General features: G+C 65.1%; 18 protein-coding genes. 8 read left to right on the plus strand and 10 right to left on the minus strand.

Going from position 1 to position 19,779, the window contains the following annotated elements; all coding sequences use genetic code 11:
- Positions 1–30: 30 nt before the first annotated feature.
- Both ACYX4P_RS07085 and ACYX4P_RS07090 read left to right on the plus strand, forming a co-directional pair.
- Positions 31–939: an SDR family NAD(P)-dependent oxidoreductase gene (locus ACYX4P_RS07085; protein ID WP_248117501.1), complete on the plus strand. Its 909-nt coding sequence runs from the start codon at positions 31–33 to the stop codon at positions 937–939.
- Positions 940–953: 14 nt separating this feature from the next.
- Positions 954–2,822: an AMP-binding protein gene (locus tag ACYX4P_RS07090; protein WP_248117499.1), complete on the plus strand. Its 1,869-nt coding sequence runs from the start codon at positions 954–956 to the stop codon at positions 2,820–2,822.
- On the opposite strand, the gene ACYX4P_RS07095 is transcribed toward ACYX4P_RS07090, so the two are convergent.
- Genes ACYX4P_RS07095 through ACYX4P_RS07115 form a run of 5 tightly spaced genes read right to left on the minus strand, consistent with a single transcriptional unit; the run spans position 2,819 to position 7,383 of the window.
- Positions 2,819–4,123: an acyl-CoA dehydrogenase family protein gene (locus ACYX4P_RS07095; RefSeq protein WP_248117497.1), complete on the minus strand. Its 1,305-nt coding sequence runs from the start codon at positions 4,121–4,123 to the stop codon at positions 2,819–2,821. The two genes, ACYX4P_RS07090 and ACYX4P_RS07095, sit on opposite strands and share 4 nt — an antisense overlap.
- Before the next feature lie 17 nt (positions 4,124–4,140).
- The gene (locus ACYX4P_RS07100; RefSeq protein WP_248117495.1) at positions 4,141–5,190 is read right to left on the minus strand and encodes a phosphotransferase family protein; all 1,050 of its coding nucleotides are present in this window, start codon (positions 5,188–5,190) and stop codon (positions 4,141–4,143) included.
- The gene (locus tag ACYX4P_RS07105; RefSeq protein ID WP_248117493.1) at positions 5,187–5,618 is read right to left on the minus strand and encodes a helix-turn-helix domain-containing protein; all 432 of its coding nucleotides are present in this window, start codon (positions 5,616–5,618) and stop codon (positions 5,187–5,189) included. Before ACYX4P_RS07105 ends, ACYX4P_RS07100 begins: the two co-directional genes overlap by 4 nt.
- A gap of 8 nt (positions 5,619–5,626) precedes the next feature.
- Positions 5,627–6,409 (minus strand): SDR family oxidoreductase, encoded by a 783-nt coding sequence (locus tag ACYX4P_RS07110; protein ID WP_248117491.1) that lies wholly within the window; start codon positions 6,407–6,409, stop codon positions 5,627–5,629.
- A complete protein-coding gene (locus ACYX4P_RS07115; RefSeq protein WP_248117489.1) occupies positions 6,406–7,383 on the minus strand; it encodes an SDR family NAD(P)-dependent oxidoreductase in 978 nt (325 codons plus the stop codon). Before ACYX4P_RS07115 ends, ACYX4P_RS07110 begins: the two co-directional genes overlap by 4 nt.
- A gap of 131 nt (positions 7,384–7,514) precedes the next feature.
- Between ACYX4P_RS07115 and ACYX4P_RS07120 the strand changes: the two genes are divergently transcribed.
- The 5 genes from ACYX4P_RS07120 (at position 7,515) to ACYX4P_RS07140 (ending at position 12,260) form a co-directional block, all read left to right on the plus strand.
- Positions 7,515–8,540, plus strand: coding sequence for an NAD(P)H-dependent amine dehydrogenase family protein (locus tag ACYX4P_RS07120; RefSeq protein WP_248117487.1), 1,026 nt, complete (start codon positions 7,515–7,517; stop codon positions 8,538–8,540).
- Positions 8,541–8,614: 74 nt separating this feature from the next.
- Positions 8,615–9,148, plus strand: coding sequence for a nuclear transport factor 2 family protein (locus ACYX4P_RS07125; RefSeq protein ID WP_248117485.1), 534 nt, complete (start codon positions 8,615–8,617; stop codon positions 9,146–9,148).
- A gap of 9 nt (positions 9,149–9,157) precedes the next feature.
- Positions 9,158–9,916 carry an SDR family oxidoreductase gene (locus ACYX4P_RS07130; protein WP_248117483.1) on the plus strand — a complete coding sequence of 253 codons (759 nt, stop codon included), beginning with the start codon at positions 9,158–9,160 and terminating at the stop codon, positions 9,914–9,916.
- Positions 9,917–9,934: 18 nt separating this feature from the next.
- Positions 9,935–10,744 (plus strand): DUF1295 domain-containing protein, encoded by an 810-nt coding sequence (locus ACYX4P_RS07135; protein WP_248117481.1) that lies wholly within the window; start codon positions 9,935–9,937, stop codon positions 10,742–10,744.
- 10 nt (positions 10,745–10,754) lie between these two features.
- On the plus strand, positions 10,755–12,260 hold the full coding sequence (locus ACYX4P_RS07140) for an AMP-binding protein (protein WP_248117479.1): 1,506 nt from the start codon (positions 10,755–10,757) through the stop codon (positions 12,258–12,260).
- A 16-nt stretch (positions 12,261–12,276) separates the two neighbouring features.
- Here ACYX4P_RS07140 and ACYX4P_RS07145 read toward each other — a convergent pair whose 3' ends face one another.
- The 5 genes from ACYX4P_RS07145 to ACYX4P_RS07165 all read right to left on the minus strand — a co-directional run bounded on the left by ACYX4P_RS07145 (position 12,277) and on the right by ACYX4P_RS07165 (position 17,062).
- Positions 12,277–12,645, minus strand: coding sequence for a nuclear transport factor 2 family protein (locus ACYX4P_RS07145; protein ID WP_248117477.1), 369 nt, complete (start codon positions 12,643–12,645; stop codon positions 12,277–12,279).
- The gene (locus tag ACYX4P_RS07150; RefSeq protein WP_248117475.1) at positions 12,642–13,010 is read right to left on the minus strand and encodes a nuclear transport factor 2 family protein; all 369 of its coding nucleotides are present in this window, start codon (positions 13,008–13,010) and stop codon (positions 12,642–12,644) included. Before ACYX4P_RS07150 ends, ACYX4P_RS07145 begins: the two co-directional genes overlap by 4 nt.
- 95 nt (positions 13,011–13,105) lie before the next feature.
- On the minus strand, positions 13,106–14,035 hold the full coding sequence (locus ACYX4P_RS07155; protein WP_292046046.1) for a winged helix-turn-helix transcriptional regulator: 930 nt from the start codon (positions 14,033–14,035) through the stop codon (positions 13,106–13,108).
- Positions 14,036–14,066: 31 nt separating this feature from the next.
- Positions 14,067–15,710, minus strand: a complete 1,644-nt coding sequence (locus ACYX4P_RS07160) for an AMP-binding protein (protein ID WP_292046047.1) — start codon at positions 15,708–15,710, stop codon at positions 14,067–14,069.
- Positions 15,707–17,062: a spinster family MFS transporter gene (locus ACYX4P_RS07165; RefSeq protein ID WP_248117469.1), complete on the minus strand. Its 1,356-nt coding sequence runs from the start codon at positions 17,060–17,062 to the stop codon at positions 15,707–15,709. Before ACYX4P_RS07165 ends, ACYX4P_RS07160 begins: the two co-directional genes overlap by 4 nt.
- A 345-nt stretch (positions 17,063–17,407) precedes the next feature.
- On the opposite strand from ACYX4P_RS07165, the gene ACYX4P_RS07170 reads away from it, so the two are divergent.
- Positions 17,408–19,726 carry a TonB-dependent receptor gene (locus ACYX4P_RS07170; protein WP_292075093.1) on the plus strand — a complete coding sequence of 773 codons (2,319 nt, stop codon included), beginning with the start codon at positions 17,408–17,410 and terminating at the stop codon, positions 19,724–19,726.
- Positions 19,727–19,779: the final 53 nt, after the last annotated feature.

Raw genomic sequence — 19,779 nt, forward strand, 5'->3', positions numbered from 1 at the left:
ACTTTAGTTGTGGCTGATCGGAAGGCGATTATGACGATGCGGTTCGATGGACAGGTGGCGATCGTGACGGGGGCCGGCGGCGGTCTGGGGCGCGAGCACGCCCTGGCGCTGGCGGCGCGCGGGGCCAAGGTGGTGGTCAACGACCTGGGCGGGGCGCGCGACGGCTCGGGCGGATCGGCGACGGCGGCCGAGACCGTGGTGGCCGAGATCGAGGCGGCGGGCGGCGAGGCCATGACCAATGCGGCCTCCGTCACCGACGCCGCGGCGGTCCAAGCCATGGTCAATCAGATCATGGCCAAATGGGGTCGGATCGACATCCTGGTGAACAACGCCGGCGTCCTGCGCGACAAGTCCTTCGCCAAGATGGAGCTGGAGGATTTCCGCTTCGTCGTCGACGTTCACCTGATGGGGGCGGTCAACTGCACCAAGGCGGTGTGGGAGATCATGCGGGGTCAGAACTATGGCCGGATCGTGATGACCACCTCGTCCTCGGGCCTGTACGGCAACTTCGGGCAATCGAACTATGGCGCTGCCAAGATGGCGCTGGTCGGGCTGATGCAGACATTATCCATCGAGGGGGCCAAGAACGACATCCGCGTCAACTGCCTGGCGCCGACCGCCCACACCCGCATGACCGAGGACCTGGGCGCGGCCCTGCCGCTGGAGGCCCTCGCTCCGGCCCTGGTGACGCCTGGCCTTTTGTATCTGGTCAGCCGCGACGCCCCCAGCCGCGCCATCCTGGCCGCCGGCGCCGGCGGGTTCGAGCGCGCCTATGTCACGCTGACCCAAGGCGACTTCATCGCCGGCGACGACGCGCCCGAACAGATCGCCGCCCGCTTTGACGCCATCTCGGACCGCGCCGGCGAGATCGTGCCGGACATGGGCGCCGCCCAGGGCATGATCGAACTGACCAAGGCCCAGAAGGCGCACGGCGGCTGAAGGGGCAGGAACAAATGACAGTCCAGACCGTCGCCATGGACACTCGTCTGCCCGAGCGATCCCCCTGCCGTCCCGTCCGGTTCGGAGACGTCGGATTGAACCTGGAGCGGCGCGAGGACGGCGTGCTGCTGTTGTCAGCCGCCCGGTCGCTGACCGATTACGAACCCAATCTGATGGCGACGTTCTGGCGGTGGGGTGACCGTCAGCCGGACGCGCCGTGGGTGGCGCGTCGCGAGGCTTGGGCGGGACAGTGGGAAGTGATGACCTATGGCGAGGGGCGCAAGGCGGCCTCGTCCATTGCTCAGTGGCTGCGCCGTCATGCGCCGCAGGGGCGGCCCGTGCTGGTGCTGTCGGAAAACTCTCCAGTGCATGCCGCATGGATGTTCGGCGCGATGGCGGCCGGCGTCCCGATCTGTTCGGTCAGCACCAATTACGCGCGGTTGGGCCCCGATTTCGATCGGCTGAAGCATGTGGTGGACCTGCTGAACCCAGGCGTCATCTTCGCGGAAAGCGGCACCGATTATTCGGCAGCGGTCGAGGCGATCGCGACGCCCGACATGCGGTTGGTCGGGCCGGATGATCGGTCGCTGCATCCCGGTGCGACTCCCTCAAGCGAGGTCATGGGCGCGCCGGATGTCGAAGGTGTTCGACGCCTGATCGAGGCGTTGGATCCCACGGCGCCGGCGCGATATCTGCTCACGTCAGGCTCGACGGGAACGCCGAAGGCGGCGATCCATACCCAGGCGATGATGTCGGCGCACGCCGCGTCGGGCTTTCAGGCGATGGGCGACGCCTTTGCGTGGGACGGCCGGGTGCTGGACTGGCTGCCGTGGAGCCATATCGCGGGATCGTCTCTGCTGACCAATGTGTCGAGCCTGGGCGGGTCGTTGTTCATCGACGACGGGCGGCCGACACCAGCGGGTTTTTCGGAGACGTTGAAGAACCTGCTGGATTGTCCGCCCACATTCTACGGCACCATGCCGACGGGCTACGCCATGTTGGCGGACGCCCTGGAAAAGGACGAGGGCTTGCGCGCGGCCTTCTTCAGTGAGTTGCGCGCCCTGTTGTTTGGCGGCGCGGGTTTGCCCCAGGTGCTGCACGACCGCATCCAGGCGCTCGCGGTGGCCACGATCGGCCAGAGGATCGCCTTCGTCTCCGGCTATGGCTCGACCGAGACGGCGTCGGCCGTCAGCTACACCTGGTGGGACAGCGATCGGGTCGGAATGGGCCTGCCGACGCCCGGCGTGAAGCTGAAGCTGGTTCCGTGCGACGGCGCCTATGAGGTGCGGGTGAAGGGGCCCAGCGTGACCCCTGGCTATCTGAACGATCCCGCGCGTAGCGCGGCGGCCTTCGACGACGAAGGCTACTTCAAGATGGAGGATCTGGCGGACTTCCATGATCGTGAACGACCGGAACTGGGGCTGTTCTTCGCCGGCCGGCGTGCGGAACAGTTCAAGATGGGCAACGGCACCTTCGTTCAGGCCGGACAGATTCGCGATTCCCTTTTGGCGGCCTGTCCCGGCCTGCTGCGCGATCTGGTGGTGTGCGGCGATGGGCGGGACCGGCTGGGCGTGCTGGTCTGGTTGGCGCCGGAGGGTGTTCGCGCGCTGACAGGCGGCGATCTGTCCGCTGACGCCGCCGCACGTCATCCCGCCGTGATCGCGGCGCTGACTGACGGGTTGAGCGCATATAACCAGCGCGATCCGCAACAGAGCCGCCGTGTCGCAGCGCTGATCATCCTGAGCGAGCCGCCCAGCAGCGCCGATTTCGAGATTTCGGACAAGGGTTCGATCAACCGCGCCGCCGTGCTGAAACGACGGGCCGACGCGGTCGAGCGCCTCTATGCAGACAGGATCGACCCCGAGGTGATCGTCGCCGGCTAGGCGGTCGGCGGGGGCCAAAGTCCGTCGTTTGCGATCTGCGCCGCAGTTTCGAGCGGCACAACATCCGCATCCCCGCCGGTGAGCCGAGGGTCGGCGTCGCGGTGGCGCTTCAGCTCGAAGCGGGCGATCTGGTTGCGGTGAACCTCGTCCGGGCCGTCAGCCAGACGGAGCAGACGGGCATTGGCGAAGGCGGCCGCCAGGAAGTGGTCGTTGCCGGTGCCGCCTCCGCCGAACACCTGCATGGCCCAGTCCACGATCTGTTGCGCCATGGCGGGTGCAGCGACCTTGATCATGGCGATCTCGGCACGGGCGGTCTTGGCGCCGTGCCGGTCGATCATCCAGGCGGCCTTGAGGGTGAGAAGGCGGGCCTGTTCGATCATCACCCGGGACTGGGCGATGCGCTCCAGGGTGACGGTCTGTTCGGACAGCGGTCGACCGAACGGACTGCGCGTCTCGGCGCGGCGGCACAGTCGTTCCAGCACGCGTTCGGCAAGACCGATCAGCCGCATGCAGTGATGGATGCGGCCAGGCCCCAGCCGACCCTGGGCGATCTCGAACCCTCGACCTTCTCCCAACAGGATATTAGAGGCAGGAACTCGAACCTGGTCGAAGATTACTTCGGCGGCGCGGTCGGGCACGCCGTAGAAGCCGAGCACCGGCAGGGCGCGAACGACGCGGACGCCGGGCGTATCCTTTGGGACCAGGATCATGGATTGGCGGCGATAGGGATCGGGGTCGTCCGGTCGGCTCTTGCCCATGACGATCAGAATTCGGCAGCGGGGGTCGGTCGCGCCGGTCGTGTACCATTTGCGTCCGTTGACGACGTAGCCGTCTCCGTCGGCCAGAATGGTGCTGGAGATGTTGGATGCGTCGGACGAGGCCGTTTCCGCCTCGGTCATTGCAAAGGCGGATCGGATGTCCCCGGCCTGCAGCGGCTCCAGCCATTGCGCCTTCTGCGCCTCGGTTCCGTAGCGCAGCAGGGTTTCCATATTGCCGGTGTCCGGCGCCGACGAGTTGAAGACCTCGGGCGCGAAGAGGGACCGGCCCATGATTTCGCACAGCGGCGCATAGTCCAGGTTGGTCAGCCCGTCTTCGACTTCCGACGCCGGTCGCCAGAGGTTCCACAGGCCAGCCTGACGCGCCAGGGGCTTCAACGCCTCGACAACCGGATAGACCGCCCACGGCCCCAGCCGCTCGGCCTCGAGATAATAGCGCCGCTCGTTGGGATAGATATGCTCGGCCATGAAGGCCGTCAGACGCGCGGCGAGGTCGAGACCGCGTGGAGTTGGGCCGAGATCCATGGTTCGATCCTGTCGTGTCAGCGTGAGTTCGCGGCGCGCGCCTGGGCCCAGCCCAGCGCGGCGAGGGCTGGAAACTGCTCCGCGCGCGTCTTGGCCTGGGGCGAGACTGCATTGCCGCGCGCGACCCGCCCTCGGATGCCGTGAATGATGGCGGCGAAACGGAACAGGTTGAAGGCGATGAAATAGTCGAGGTCAGGGATGCCGTCGCGGCCGGTCGCGCGACAGTAGGCCTCGACCTGGGCCTGTTCGCTGGGAATATTCTCGGACGCCAGATCGATGTCGGCCAGGCCGCCAAGGGCGGAGGGCATCCGATAGACCATCAGGTGATAGGCGAAATCAGCCAGGGGGTGGCCGAGGGTGGACAGCTCCCAGTCGATCACGGCGGTCAGCTGCGGCGTGTCGGGTGCGAAGATCAGATTGTCGATCCTGAAGTCGCCATGGGCGATGGCGCTCTCATCGGCCGGCGCGGGTCGCGCCTTCAGCCAGTCCAATAGATGATCCATGTCGTCGTTTCGGCCGGCGTCGCCGTCCGCGAGATACTGTTGAGACCAGCGGGCGATCTGGCGGGGCACGAACCCTTCAGGTCGACCATAGCCGCCCAGTCCGATCGCTTCGGCGTCGAGGCCGTGCAGTTGAGCCAGTCCCTCGATCATGGCCTTGAACAGCATCGGGCGCTGCTGGGGCGTGGCGGCGCTGGCGCGCGCATCCCAGAAGATGCGGCCCTCGACCAGAGCCATCACATAGAAGGGCGAGCCGATGACATCGGCGTCCTCGCAGACCCCGAACACCTGTGGAACCGGAAAGCCCTGGCGGCGCAACGCGGTCAGCACCGTCGCCTCGCGCAGCACGTCGTGCGCCCCCTTCAGAAGAAGGCCCGGCGGCTTGCGGCGAAGCACGAACCGTCGTTCGCCAGCGCTTAGCCGGTAGGTAGGATTGGATTGGCCGCCGGTGAACTGCGTCAGTTTGATCGGCCCGTGAAAACCCACGATGAAGGCGGCGCACCAGTCGCTAAGGCGGCCGGTGTCGATCTCGAATCCTGCGCGAACGGGGCCCAGGCTGTCGGTCATGCGACCGGCCCCGTCAGGAAGTCGTCGTCGAAGACGACGTCCGTTCGTCCAATCCGCCGTTTCAGATTTCGCACATCCGACAGCCGCTGATCGAGCAGGACCGATTGGGCGTCCAGAAAACGAAGAATGCGGTGGTTCGCTTCAGCCGGGTCGTCGAGAACCGCGCGTATCTCCGAGATGGGCATGTCCAGGTCGCGCAGCCGAACAATGATCTGGGCGCGTCGTCGCTGCTCCGGCGAAAAGCTTCGCGTGCCGCCCCTGGATCGGTACGGCGACAGCAAGCCTTCGTCTTCGTAGTGGCGCAGGGCGCGAGCCGTCGCCCCGGTCAGGGCCGACAACTCGGCGATGGTGGCGCCGGACGCGAAGCGAACATCAGGCGCGCTGCGCCGACGACGCGGCAGGAAGGCGGGTTCGAAAGCTTGGGTCATGCTCTGTCTCAGATGGCCGTGGCGCCGCCATCCACGGCGAGGATCTGGCCCGTGATGTGCGCGCCGGCGTCGGAGGTCAGCAGCAGCGCCGCGCCCATCAGGTCGCCGGGGCCGCCTAGTCGGCCCACGGGCGTCTCGTCGATCATTTCTGCCTCGTGCCGCGACACCGTGCCGGCCGACATTCGGGAAGGAAAGAAGCCCGGCGCGATGGCGTTGACGCGGATGCCGCGTGGACCCCACTCGGCCGCCAGGGCGCGGGTCATGTTGATCACGCCGCCCTTGGCTGTGTTGTAGGCGATCGTGCCCATGCGGCTGTGGTGATGACCGCGCAGACCTTCGATGGAGGCGACATTGAGAACGACGCCACGGCCCTGCGGCAGGAAACAGGCGGATGCGGCGGCTTGCGTCAGCAGGAACAGGCCGGTCAGGCCAAGATCGATGACCTTGTTCCAGCCTTCGACCGGATAGGTTTCGGCCGGCGCGCCCCAGGCGGCGCCCGCGTTATTGACCAGGATGTCCAACCGGCCAAGGGCGCCCACCACCCGGTTGGGCAGGTCGGCGGCGGCCTTGGCGGAACTGAGGTCTGTCGGAAGGGCGACAGCGTCGACGCCGCGCTCGGCCAGCAGGGAGACGGCGCTGTCCAGTTCCTCGACATTGCGAGCGGCCAGGGCGATGCGTGCGCCATATTCTCCGAGAGCGGCGGCGATCTGCAGGCCCAGACCACGCGATCCCCCGGTGACCAGCGCCACGCGGCCGCCGAGGTCGAACATCGGCGCGGCGTACGGGATCATGACGGCCGAGATCCGACCAGGTTTTGACGGTCGCGCTCGAGGAAGGCGACGATGTCCGCCGGCGTCGTTCGCGTAACCCGCGTCGCGGGGTAGGCGTGGGCCGTGCGGGGTTTCCGGTCGAACCAGATCTCGTCCACCACCTCGGTCGGGCGGGTGGCGGCGAGCCAATCGATGGTGTCCGCGCCCTGGTCCGAGTTGCGCAGGATGGGCGCCAGTATGCTGCGGAACTTGGGCAGGGAATGTTTGACGCCGGCCGTGTCGGCCCAGCCGGGATGCACGGCATAGGTCTTGATGCCGAGGTCCCCAAAGGCCGCGCGCCAATGCTCGGTCAGAGCCAACTGGGCGCGCTTGTGGGAGGCGTAGGCCGCAAAGCCGTTGAACCGTTCCTCGGGGATGTTGAGCATCCCCTTGTTCAGGCCGACATTGTAGAGGCCGCCCGATACGACGTTGATGATGGCTCCGCCGGCCTTCAGCCGCCCAGCCGAACGAAGCTGTTCGGTGAGGACGTAATGGCCCAGAAGATTGGTCGCGTAGGAGACCTCAAGACCTTCGCTGGTCCGGGCGAAATCGCGCATCAGAAGTCCGACGTTGTTGACCACGACATCGAACGCGACCAGGCGCAGAGCGGCGCGGGTCGGCAGTCTGGATACGGCGTCGATGTAGGACAGGTCGCATTCGACCGGAATGATCCGGCCCGGCATGCCGGCGGCCGCCGCCTCCAGCGCCGCGAGGCCGGTGCGACTGCGGCCGACGGCATAGACGGTCGCACCCTTGGCGACGGCGCGTAACGCCGCAGCGCGGCCCAATCCTCCCGTGGCGCCGGTGATCAGCCAGGTCTGGCCGCCGTAGTTTGCGCGGACCGGCTGGAACGGCAGTCCCCGCGACCAGTAGCCGATGCGGGTAAAGGAAGGCGCGAAGCGACCATAGAAGCCGACGGACTTCGTCAGCGCCTTCCAGGCGGTGGGTTCGGCCATGGTGATGCTCGTTCCATCGCGCCGTTTCGACGCTTTCGTAAAGATACTAATCTGGTCGATTTCCTCTTGGCAAGTCGCTTGCGTTTCAGAACTTATCTTCATACGGTTCGGTAACGAAAGTGGAGAAGTCGATGTCCGGGCCGCCCATTCGCGTGATCCAGTGGGCGACCGGGTCGATGGGCAAGACCTGCCTGCGGGCGGTGCTGGATTCGCCGGACTTGGTGTTGGTCGGCCTGTTCGTTTACGGCGAGGACAAGGAGGGGCTGGACGCTGGGGACATCGCACGCCGTCCTTCGACCGGCGTCAGGGCCACACGCTCCATCGACGACGTTCTGGCGTTGGACGCCGACATTGTTCTGCACTGCCCGCGATTGCCGGCTCCCTACGACGCCGACGACGAGGACGTGGGGCGGTTGCTGGCGTCGGGCAAGAACGTCATCTCCATCAACAACTACTTCGAGCCCGAAGCGATGGAGACGGCCAGCGCGGTGCTGCTGAACGTCAGCGCGTTGAAGGGCGGGGCGACACTGGCGGGTTCGGGCGTCAACCCTGGTTGGGCGGCGGAGCGGATGGCGGCCAACGCGGCGAGCCTGTGCCTGTCCCACCGCCATATCCTGACACGCGAGATCATCGACTGCGCCGGCATCCCAAGCCCTGAATACGTCTTCGGGACGCTGGGCTTCGGCGCCGATCCTGCAAAGGTCGATCTGCGAGATGGGCCGCTGGCGCAGACGTTCGGGGCCATGTTCAGACAGAGCGTCGCGGGTCTCGCCTTCCGCATCGGTCTGGAACTGGACGGCTTCGAGACGGATCACGAGCTGCACCTCGCGCGCGCCCGGTTGCCGATCGCCGCCGGCACTGTCGATCAGGGCCAGGTCGCCGCCACCACATGGCGAGTGCACGGATTACGCGATGGCGTCCGCCGCATAACCCACGAAGTCAACTGGATCATGGACCGTACCGATCCGCTGTTCCACGGCAAGCCGCATTGGGAAATCATCATCGACGGGACGCCGGGTCTCAAGCTCGCGATGGATCTGGTCGATACCGCCGAGCCGGGTGTCCGCACGCGGCCCGAGCAGTTCGCTGTGGCGGCCATGGTGCTGCAGGCCATTCCGAAGGTTGTTGCAGCGCCGCCGGGACTGTTCCGATTGTGACTGCGCATCCGTCTTGCCAGCCAACATCGACCATGTAACTTTCATTTAAAGACTATAAAAACTAGGAGGACGCATTGGCCCATTCCCGAGATCCCGAAATCCAGGCGCTTCTCGACAAGAAGGCGATCGAGGAAACGCTGGTCCTGTTCCTGCGCGGCTGCGATCGGGCGGACGAGACCCTGGTGGAGCGCGCCTACTGGCCAGATGGCTGGGAGGATCACGGGGGTACCTTCAATGGGCCCGCGTCGGAGTGGGTGGCCATCGTCAAGGGCCGGCTGCCGAAAGCTGGTCTGATGAACCATCTGATGATGAACCTGATGATCGAGCTGAAGAGCCCGACCTCGGCCCTGGCCGAAGCCTACATCCTGACCGCGTCGCGCTTGAAGGTGAAAGGCGAGTGGTTCGACACCCGGACCCTGGCGCGGTGCGTGGACCAGTTGGAGAAGCGCGGCGACGAGTGGCGCATCCTGCGCCGCACCATGTGCTGGGAGTGGAACGAGGAGCACGAGATCAGCGAGACCTGGGCCCGGGGCGCGATCACGGAGGACGCCAGTCAGCTGCGGCGCGGCGCCAAGAAGCCCGACGATATCCTTTATCTGGAGGTCTGAGGCGTCGTCATGGATATCAAGGGCTGTGTGGCCATCGTCAGCGGGGCCAATCGGGGTATTGGCGAAGCCTTCGTCAGGGTTCTGATGCAGGAAGGCGCAGCGAGGGTTTACGCTGGCGCGCGCGATGCCGCCTCGGCGGCGCATCTGGAGCAAGAGTTTCCTGATCGGGTGCAGGCGATCCGTCTGGATGTGTCCGACCCGTCGACTATCGCGGCGGCGGCCGTCGCCTGCCCGGACGTGTCGGTCGTCGTCAACAACGCGGGCGCCTTCACCAACCGGCTTTTGATCGGTGCGGAGGACCTCAGCGGTGCGCGCGAGGAGATGGAGGTCAACTATTTCGGACCGGTCAACATGGCCCGCGCCTTCGCGCCGATCCTGAAAACCAATGGCGGTGGGGCGATCCTGAACGTCCTGTCGGTCGGCGGCATTCTGGCGGCCCCGAACATGGGCGGATACAGTCCGTCGAAGTTCGCCATGCGCGCGGCGGGCGCCTGTATCCGCGCCGAGCTGGCAGGGCAGGGCACGACCGTCACGTCGCTGATCGTCGGTTCGGTGGACACGCGCATGGCGGCCCATGTCGACGGCGCCAAGGCCACGCCGGAAGAGATTGCGCGCGCCGCAATGCGGGGCATCACACGTGGCACGGACGAGATCGACACCGACCGTTTCGCCATCGAAAGCCGCGCGGCGATGGCGCGCGATCCCAAGGGTCTAGAGCGTCAGATGGCCAAGATGGTCCACGCGACAAACGTCTCCACCGGCCGCTGAAAACAGAGGACAAAGCCGATGCCGCCCGTTTCGGAAATCGCGACCATATTGGCGATCAACTTCGCCTTCTGCGTTGTGTCGTTCGTCATCCTCTGGCGGATCGGTTGCGCCATCAAGGATGTCACCTTCGTCGACGCCTGGTGGGCGTTGGGACTGGCGTCGATGGCCGTGCTGACCTTCATTCAGGCGGATGCCGGCGCGGCGGATCGCAAGTTTCTGCTGCTGGCGTTGGCCGTCGCATGGGGGCTGCGGCTTGGGCTGCATATCCTGTGGCGTTGGCGGTCTCACGGCCCGGATCGTCGCTACGTCAAAATGCTGTCTCGCGCGGAAGAGAAGGGCTGGAGCTATCCCAAGGCTGCCTGGCGGCTGGTGTTCCGGCTTCAAGCGCCGATCCTTTGGGTCGTCAGCCTGCCGGTTCAACTGGGTCAGCTTTCTTCCAACCCGGCGAGTATCGGCGTCCTGGGGATGACCGGCGCCGGGCTGGCGGCGTTCGGCATTCTGTTCGAAAGCCTGGCCGATGTGCAGTTGACTCGGTTCAAGGCGAACCCGGCCAATACGGGCAAGGTCTTCGATCAAGGGCTATGGCGCTATACGCGGCATCCCAACTATTTCGGCGATCTGTGCGTCTGGTTCGGGTTGTGGCTCATCGCCGCTGAAACGGCGCTGGGCATCGCTGCGATCCTTGGGCCGCTGCTGCTGCTCGTCATGTTCGTCAAATACAGCGGCGGTCCATCGTACGAGAAGCGGCTGACCTACCAGCGGCCAGGCTATGCGGACTATATCGCGCGCACCAGTTCGCTGGTGCCGTGGCCGCCTCGGCGCGCCTGAGGCGACGACCATGCGGCGTCCCGCCCGTCCTCGCAGCCTGCTGACGCCCGGCGCGCCAATGTCGGCCCCGCGATCCATGGGCGCCCTGCTCGATCTTCAGGCCGAACGCGCGCCTGACCGCGCCGCCCTGACGTTCGAAGGCAAGACCCTGACGCGCGCCGAACTGGCGGCTCGGGTCAATCGCCGGGCAAGAGCCCTGGCCAAGCTCGGCGTGGTTGCTGGCGACTTCGTCAGTATCGCCTTGCCCAACGGTCCGGCGTTTCTTGAGCTGGCGTTCGCCGCCTGGGCGCTGGGCGCGACGCCCGCGCCGCTGGCGCATACTCTTCCCATGGTCGAGCGACAGGCCATCCTCGATCTTCTGTCGCCACGCCTCGTTGTCTCCGAGACTGCCGCGCCCTGCGGCGTCCATCGCGTCGTCGCTGCGGTCGAGACCTATGACGAGAGGGAAGACGCCACGCCGCTGCCTGAACATACGGCGCCGCATCTGAAAGCGATCGCCAGCGGCGGCAGTACGGGGCGTCCCAAGGTGATCGTGGACATGGCGCCGGCGCTGGCCGATCCCGACGTCCTGCTTCTGGGCATGATGGCGGACGACGTCATGCTGAACCCTGGGCCGCTGTATCATGCCGCTCCGTTCGGCATGACCTGCTACGCCTTGGCGTGGGGACTGCACGTGGTCCTGATGCGCCGCTTCGACGCCGAGGAGACGCTCAGGCTGATCGACACGGAGAAGGTCAGCTGGCTGTTTCAGGTGCCGACCATGATGCACCGGATATGGACCCTGCCCGATGCGGTGAAGGCGAAGTATGACGTGTCCTCCCTGGACGCCGTGGTGCACATCGCCGCCGCCTGCCCGCCCTGGCTGAAGCGATGCTGGATCGACTGGATGGGCGCCGAAGCCGTCTGGGAGATCTATACGGGAACGGAGGCCTTGGGCGGCACGATGATCGGGGGGCTCGACTGGCTGAAGAAACCGGGGTCGGTCGGTCGCGTCCTGCCGGGCTTCACCTTGAACATCCTCGATGATGCGGGCGATCCTTGTCCGACTGGAACGGTCGGGGAAATCTACTTCCTTCCGAACAGAGGTCAGGGATCGACCTATCGGTATCTGGGGGCCGACGTCCGCGCGCGCGGCGATTTCGAAACGCTGGGCGACCTGGGCCATGTCGATGAAGACGGCTATCTGTTCCTGGCCGACCGTCGGGTGGACATGATCGTGACCGGCGGGGCCAACGTCTATCCCGCCGAGGTCGAGGCGGCGATCGACGCCTTTCCCGGCGTCGAATGCAGCGTAGTGGTCGGCTTGCCCGACGCCGACCTGGGCCAGCGCGTCCATGCCATCATAGAGGCGAACACCTCGCTCGACTTGTCCGACCTGACAGCGTTTCTGGCCGAGCGGATCGCGCGCTACAAACAGCCGCGCACGTTCGAGATCACGCGCGAACGTTTGCGTGACGATGCGGGCAAGGTGAGGCGAGGCGCTCTACGCGACGCCCGGATCGGCTTGGTCGGCTGAACGATCAGACGCCCGATCAGTGGGCGGCCGGATCCTGCATCTGGAAATAATCCCGCCAGGCGACGATCTTCCCGTCACGAAACTCGATGAACCCCATATAGGGGTGAGAGATCGCAACCCCGGCCGCATTGACATAGTCCTCTCGACCCTCGGTCAGGATGACGTCCCCATTTTCCGCCCAGTTCATCAGGACCCACTCTGTTTCGCTGTGATCCCGCCAGTATTTGGTGATGAAGCGGTCGACCCATTCGACGCCGATGAGAGGGCGCGAGCCGACGTGGTAGTGGTACTCGATCGCCGGGTCGAAGAAGGCGAGGAAGGCGGCCTTGTCGCGCGCCTTCGACACCGCCATCAACGCCCTCAACTGCTCGATCGGGCGTGTCACGCCGATGCCTTGGCCGCATCCGGCTTGGCCGGGGCGTGGACCTGAGCCGTATCATAGTAGTCGCGCATGCGCGTGATCAGCCCGTCGCGGAGTTCGAAGACCTGGACGAAAGGATTGTCCATCCGCGCCCCTGTCGAACGATCCACCAGCACCTCCTTGCCTTCGACGAACAGAACGTCGCCCGCTTCGGCGGAATGCAGAATGGTCCATTCCTGCTGGTCGAAGCCCGCCTCGTAGTTCGACAGGAATTTGCGCATCTTGTCCTTGCCGACGGCCGGACGCTTTGTGGGATGCCAGTGGTATTCGATGTCGTCGGACAGGGTGGCGATGAAGCCCTCCACGTCCCGGCGCTTCCAAGCGGCCATCAGGGTTTCCACGACTTGCAAATTGCGACCCACGACATCTCTCCCTTTGTGATTTTGGAGAACGCTATGTGGTTAGGTCTTCTAATGCAAGGCGGTTAGCCGGCGCGTCGTCCCGATTTCAGCAGAACATTGTCCATCGTCAGTCGGCCTCGGCAGGCGCTGCATTCCACCGACACATCGAGGTCGGCGCCGCACTTGTGCCGGATCAGGATCGGCGGGCCTGACCGCAGCTTAAGATAGGTTTCGGCCCAGGTCAGAACCGCCAAGGCGTGCGGATAGAGATCGGCGCCCTTCTTCGTCAGGTGATATTCGTATCGGGGCGGCGTGATTTCATAAAGGCGCCGCTCCAAAATGCCGGCCATCTCCAGTGTCCTCAGCCGATCGGCCAGAATGTTGGAGGCGATGCCCAGCATTGACTGGATTTCGTCAAAGCGGTGCACGCCGAAATACTGGACGCTGACGACCAGACCCGTCCAGCGATCGCCCAGCAGATCGACCAGCTCCACGCCTTGGGAATCGTCGCCCGTACGTCGGCGATGCATGCGCTGGGTCGGCAGCTTCTCCACTCCCGCGCCCGGACCGGGTTCGAAGGTGCAGCTATGAAGCGTCAGAGGATCGCCGCAGGCGCCGCAGCGGATCTCGGGCAACATGGCCTTGCCGCAGTCGATGTGCGTGAACAGCGTGGGGGCGCGTCGTCCCGCAACGCCCCACCGCACGCCCCAACCCCACATCACCAACATGCTGTCGAACAGCCCGCGTCCTCGTGCCGTCAGGTGATAGGCCATGCGCGAGCCATTCTCGCGCTGCAGCTTCTTCTGCAGAATCTGGTGGGTTTCGAGCGCCTGAAGGCGGCTGGAGAGTGTGCTGCGCGCCCCGCCCAGGCGTTCGTGAAACTCCTCGAATCGCGTGGCGCCCAGAAACGCTTCCTGGATCACCAGCAGGCTCCATCGATCGCCCAAGGCGTTCAGGGCGCGGTTGAGGGAGCTCTTGGGGACCGAACGAGTCTTCGGGGCGACGGAGGTCATGCCTTTCCGTAGCGGCTGGCCAAGGCCTTTTTCAAGCCGACGTAAGCTTTTGTCTGCGGACCACTATGCCTGCTGCCTCTCTATCAAAGGTGGCGGACGTCACACCGTCGGCGCGCAGGCCCGTCTTCTGCACCTTGTTGGACGGCGTCTTGGGCAGGGCGGGTTCGACGCGAACATAGCGCGGCACCATGAAGTGGGTCATGCGGGGGATCAGGAATTCGATCAGCGCCTGCGGGTCGATCTCAGCGCCATCCACCGGCGCGACGGCCACCATGACCTCCTGCTCTCCGCCGGGAAGATCGACGCCATAGGCGGCGGCCTCTCGCACCAGCGGGTGCGCAGCGACCTCCAGTTCGATCTCCAGCGAGGACATGTTCTCGCCTCGTCTGCGGATCGCGTCCTTCTTCCGGTCGATGAAGAAGAAGCAGCCGTCTGCGTCGCGACGCATCAGGTCGCCGGTGTGGAACCAGCCGTTTCGCCACGCATCCGCCGTCGCCTGCGGATCGCCGAGATAGCCGCGCGTCAGAACCCAAGGATTATCGGACCGGATCACCAGTTCTCCGGCTTCTCCGTGCGGCAGTTCGTTGTCGAAGGCGTCGACGATGCGGCATTCGATCCCCTCGCGCGCGCGACCGCAGCTGCGCATGACCTGATCGTTCACCGCACAGATGAGCGGCCCGGAGGCCTCGGTCATGTTGAAGCCCGATAGATAGTCGAACCCAAAACGCCTGGCCAAGGCCACCGTGTCCTCATTGATGGGCGACAGGGTCACCATGCGCAGGGGATTGTGGGCGTCGTCCTCGCGCGGCGGCTCCTTCATCAGGAAGGTCGTCAGGGCGCCGATCAGGCCGCTGCACACCGTGGATTCGGTTTTTCGGATCAGGTCCCAGAAGCGGCGCGTGTCGAAGGATTCGAACAGGGCGATCGACCCGCCACACTGAAGCGCGGCGGTGATGGCGGCGATGCCCCCGACATGAAACATCGGCAGGTTCACCAGCATCCGGTCGGACTGGACCATATAGCCATAGGTCACCACAGCCGTGGTCCATTCCTGGACATAGGAGGTGATCACCGCCTTGGAGGGCCCGGTGGTCCCCGAGGTGAAGATGATGACGGGCGTATCCCACGGCTGGGAGTCAACCTGTTCGTACTGATCGGGATCACCGATCAGAGCCGTCTCGTCCTCCACGACGACTCCCGGGGGGGCATAATCCGAGGTCGCCGGCCCGGTCAGGATGATGCGATTTACGGCGCCCAGCGACAGGCCTTTCAGCCGGTCGATCAGTTCGGGGTGCAGGATCAGAATGTTCGCGCCGGTCTTGGCGATGGCGTGTTCGAGCAACAGACCCCTAAAGCTGCTGTTGATCGGCGCCAGAGCCGCGCCGGCGTGGTTGGAGCCGAACCAGGCGCCCAGCAGGGCCGGCCCGTTCGGCGCCCAGGCGGCGACGATGTCGCCCTTACCGACGCCACGCGCCTGCAAGGCGCTGGCTGTCTCGCGCGCCCGCCGACGCGTCTGTTCCCAGGTCCATGTCTCGCCGCTCTCGAAGAGGGCGAACAGCTTGTCGGGTGTCTCTGCCGCGAAACGCTCGATCAGCCGTGACGTCACGCATTGGTCGGCGGTCGGGGGCGCGGGGTCGAACGACGGGATCGTCTGATGGTCGGGCCTGCTGCTCATTTGGAACCGCTCCAGCTTTCGGCCTCGTCCAGGCTGCGGCGGAAGGCCGGCATGGTGAGGATCAACGTCGCGCAGGCGAGGACCAAAGCGATCCCGCTGACGATCGACAGGGACAGGCCGATCTTCTGCGGCCCGCCCAGCACGGCGTCGCTGAAGGCGGCGACGATGGTGGGGCCAAGTCCCAGCGAAACCAGATTGCCGATCAGGAAATAAATGGCGGTGACCTGGGCTCTGAACTGGTTGGGCGACACGGCTTGGAGGGACGTCGCCGGCAGGCTGTTCATCACGCCGGCGAAGAAGCTGAACACGGCCAGGCTCGCCAACGCCAAAGACGCGGTGGGCATCAGGGGCGTGGCGATGGCGAAGGGTATGCAGCAGGCCATGGCCAGGATCGCGGCGCGCAAGGGCGCGTCACGCCTGCCACGCGCCGACAGCCAGTCCGACAGCCATCCGCCGACCAGGACGCCGGGCGTCGCGCCGAACAGCAGGATGGCGCCATAGGCCACCCCGACCTGAGACGGTTCCCAACCATGCACGCGGATGAAGACGGCCGGGATCCAGGCCAGGTATGAAATCCCGGCGATGCCGAACACCGAGAAGCCCAGGATCATGGCGTAGAAGGTCGAGCGACGCGCCCACAGGAACGGCAGCACCGCGGTCTGAACGCCCGTCTTCACTACGCCGTGTCGCGGCGGTTCGCGCACGACCAGAAACAGCGCCGCGATCAGCAGGCCGGGCGCGCCGACCAGCACGAAGGTCTGCTGCCACGGCGCCATCTGGCCGATGAAGGGAAGGCTCAGGTCGCCGGTCCGGGAGATCAGGTCGATCACGCCGCCGCCGATCATCAGCGCCAACCCTGCGCCGATGTATGGGCCCATGGAATAGACGGCCAAGGCGCGCGCGCGTTTCGCCGGCGGGAAATAGTCGGAAATCATCGAATAGGCCGCAGGCGACAGGGCCGCCTCGCCGATGCCTACACCCACACGGGCCGCAAACAGCGCCCAGAAACTGGTGGCGAAACCGCAGGCGACGGTCATGACGCTCCAGATCGTGATGCCGATCAGGATGATCAGACGGCGACTGCCGCGATCCGCCAGCTTGGCCAGCGGGACCCCCATCACCGTATAGAACAGGGAGAAGGCCAGGCCGGCCAGAAGACTGAACTGCGTATCGCTGATGACCAGATCGCGACGGATCGGTTCAACCAGAAGACTTAGGATCTGCCGATCGATGAAACTGCTGGTATAGGCGATCATCAAGGCGGCGACGGTAAACCAGGCCCAGGCTGGCGAAGGCCAGCTGGCATGGGCCTCGGAGGGGGATCGCGCAGGGCGCAAGGCGTCAGCAGTCATGATCGCAAACCGTCCCAATGATCTTGTGTTGAAAGGAACAAATGTCACGCGATTGGCGACGGCCAGAACGCTTATCGTCGCAGTGATGCGTCTGTCGCTCTGGAGACGGCCTTGGCCTCTTGGACGACAAGCAGACGCGCGAAGGCGCGTAATAACAAGGCATTGAGCCATTCCTCCGCTAAATTGCGCATCGTCTCGTTCAGCGGACGGGGCGTCAAAACCAGCGTTAGAAGGTAAACACAGATTTTGGTCCGATTACAAAAGCTATTTGACAGTCTCGTTCTGCAAGTGAGAAGCTGGCCTTCGATACACCTCGGATAAACGAGGGATCTAGGGAGGTAGAGCGTGACCAGGCAAGGTATGACAAGTGTGTATGCGCTTCTGATCGGGGGCGTCCTCGGCGCCTCGCCGGCCATTGCGCAGGAAGCGCCCGCTCCGGCGACCGTCGACGACATCATCGTTACGGCGACGAAGCGCGAAGAGCGATTGATCGATGTTCCTGTCGCTGTGACCGCGATCGGATCCCAGCAGCTTGAGAACTCCGGCGTCAGCGACATTCGCGAGCTGACGGGATTGGCCCCTAGCGTGCAATTCCAAACCCCGGGCGGAGGTTCGGACTCGTCCGTTCGGATCCGTGGCGTCGGCACGACCTCGACCAACCCCGGACTGGAATCCTCGGTGGGCGTCGTGATCGACGGCGTCATCCGGGCGCGAACGGGCGTCGCGCTGTCCGAGCTGGGCGACCTGGAACGGATCGAGGTGCTTCGCGGACCACAGGGCACGCTGTTCGGGCGCAATACCTCGTCCGGCATCATCAACGTCGTGACCAAGTCCCCGAACCTTTCGGGAATCGAGGGACGCGTCGAAGGTACATATGGCAACTTCGATGATCGGCGGATTTCCGCTGCGATCAATCTGCCGCTCGTGGATGACGTCGCGGCGCTGCGCGTGGAAGGCAGCTGGGAGCTGCGCGACGGCTTCTATCCCAACACCAACAACGGCACGCGGTTCGACGATCTGGATCGCCAGTTCGTCCGGGCCAAACTGCTGTATCGTCCGTCGGAGACCATGCGTTGGCTGTTCAGCGCGGACTATACGACCCGCGACGAGAACTGCTGTGTCGCCGTGCTGGCCATCGCCGGTCCGACATACAACACAGTCAATAATCTGGCCGCCGCCAGGGGACAGATCGGCTATGCGACCTCCGATCCGAGGGCGCGTTCGGCGTCGGTCACCAATGGCCGCGTCAATGCGGAAGCCATTCAGGATTACGGCTTCTCGGCCCAGGGCGACTTCGACTTCGGTTGGGGGCAACTGACCTCGATCACGGCCTATCGCAGCTGGGAGGCATGGCGGTCGCAGGACTTCGATCACTCGGGCGCCGATCTGGGCTTCTTCGCGCCCAAGGGTCTGCACCAGGGCTTCGACGTCTTCACGCAGGAACTGCGCCTGCAGGGCACGCGCGGTCGCCTGGACTGGATGGTGGGCGCCTTCTATTCGGACGAGAAGGTGATGAACGATTCCGCCTTCCGCATGGGGGCGGACTATCCGCTGATCTACGGCGGCGCGGCGACCTTCCAGGCCAGCACCCTGGCGGCCTTCAAGCCCGGCGACGGCGCGCGTGGGATTGGGCATCAGGACGGGTCCGACAAATCGGTTTTCACCCACAACATCTTCCACCTGACCGACCAACTGAGCGTGACGGCGGGCCTGCGCTATACGCAGAACGAGAAGTCGATCGATTTCCGGGGCGAAAACTTCAACCCGGCCTGCGACAGTGCGCGTGCGACCGGGGATGCGCCGGGCGTGATCCGCTTCTGCGCGCCTTTCTGGGATACGCGGCTCAATCCGGCGGGCGACACGGACTCCAGAACAGAGGACGCGCTGACCGGGACCTTCAACATCGCCTATCAGTTCTCGCCGCAGCTCAATACCTATGCGTCCTATTCCAGGGGTTACAAGTCCGGCGGCTACAACTTCGACCGCGCCGGCTTCACCACGCCCGCGACGCCGAACGCCGCCGATCTGGCCTTCAAGGAAGAGACCGTCGACGCCTATGAGATCGGGGTGAAGGGGGAGTTCTTCGACCGGAGGGTGCGTGCGAACTTCGCCGCCTATCACCAGTCGTTCAAGGGCTTCCAACTGATCGAATATACCGGCGTCAACTTCGTCGTCCGCAGTCTGGAGGAAGCCACCACCAGCGGCGCCGAGCTGGAGGTGACCTGGCGGCCGACGGATAGTGTGACCCTTACGAACGGGCTCAGCTACACGGACGCCTCCTACACCGACGCCGCAGGCAATCTGACCTATGCCGGACGGCGGATGGAGCAGGCGCCGGAGTGGGTGAACGTGTCCTCCGTCACATGGGAGTTCCCGCTCGGCGAGCAGCTGAAGGGCACGGCCTATGCGGACGCGCGCTACAGCTCCGAGTTCTTCACCGGCGGGTTCGATCCCAATCGGGTGCAGGGCGCCTTCACCACGGCCAACGTGCGGCTGTCGGTTCAGGACACGTCTGAAACCTGGCGCGTCGATCTGTGGGCGCGCAATGTGTTCGACGAGTTCTACTATCGCCGCGTGCTGCCGGCGACGTTCCAGGCAGGGTCCTATTCGGCCTTCCTGGGCGATCCGCGCACCTACGGCATCACCCTGAAGCGCACCTTCTGAAGCGAAGACGTCTTCTGTACCCAACTGGCCCCGCCGATGATCGGCGGGGCCTT

This window comes from Brevundimonas sp. ABV4_179, assembly GCF_056311945.1.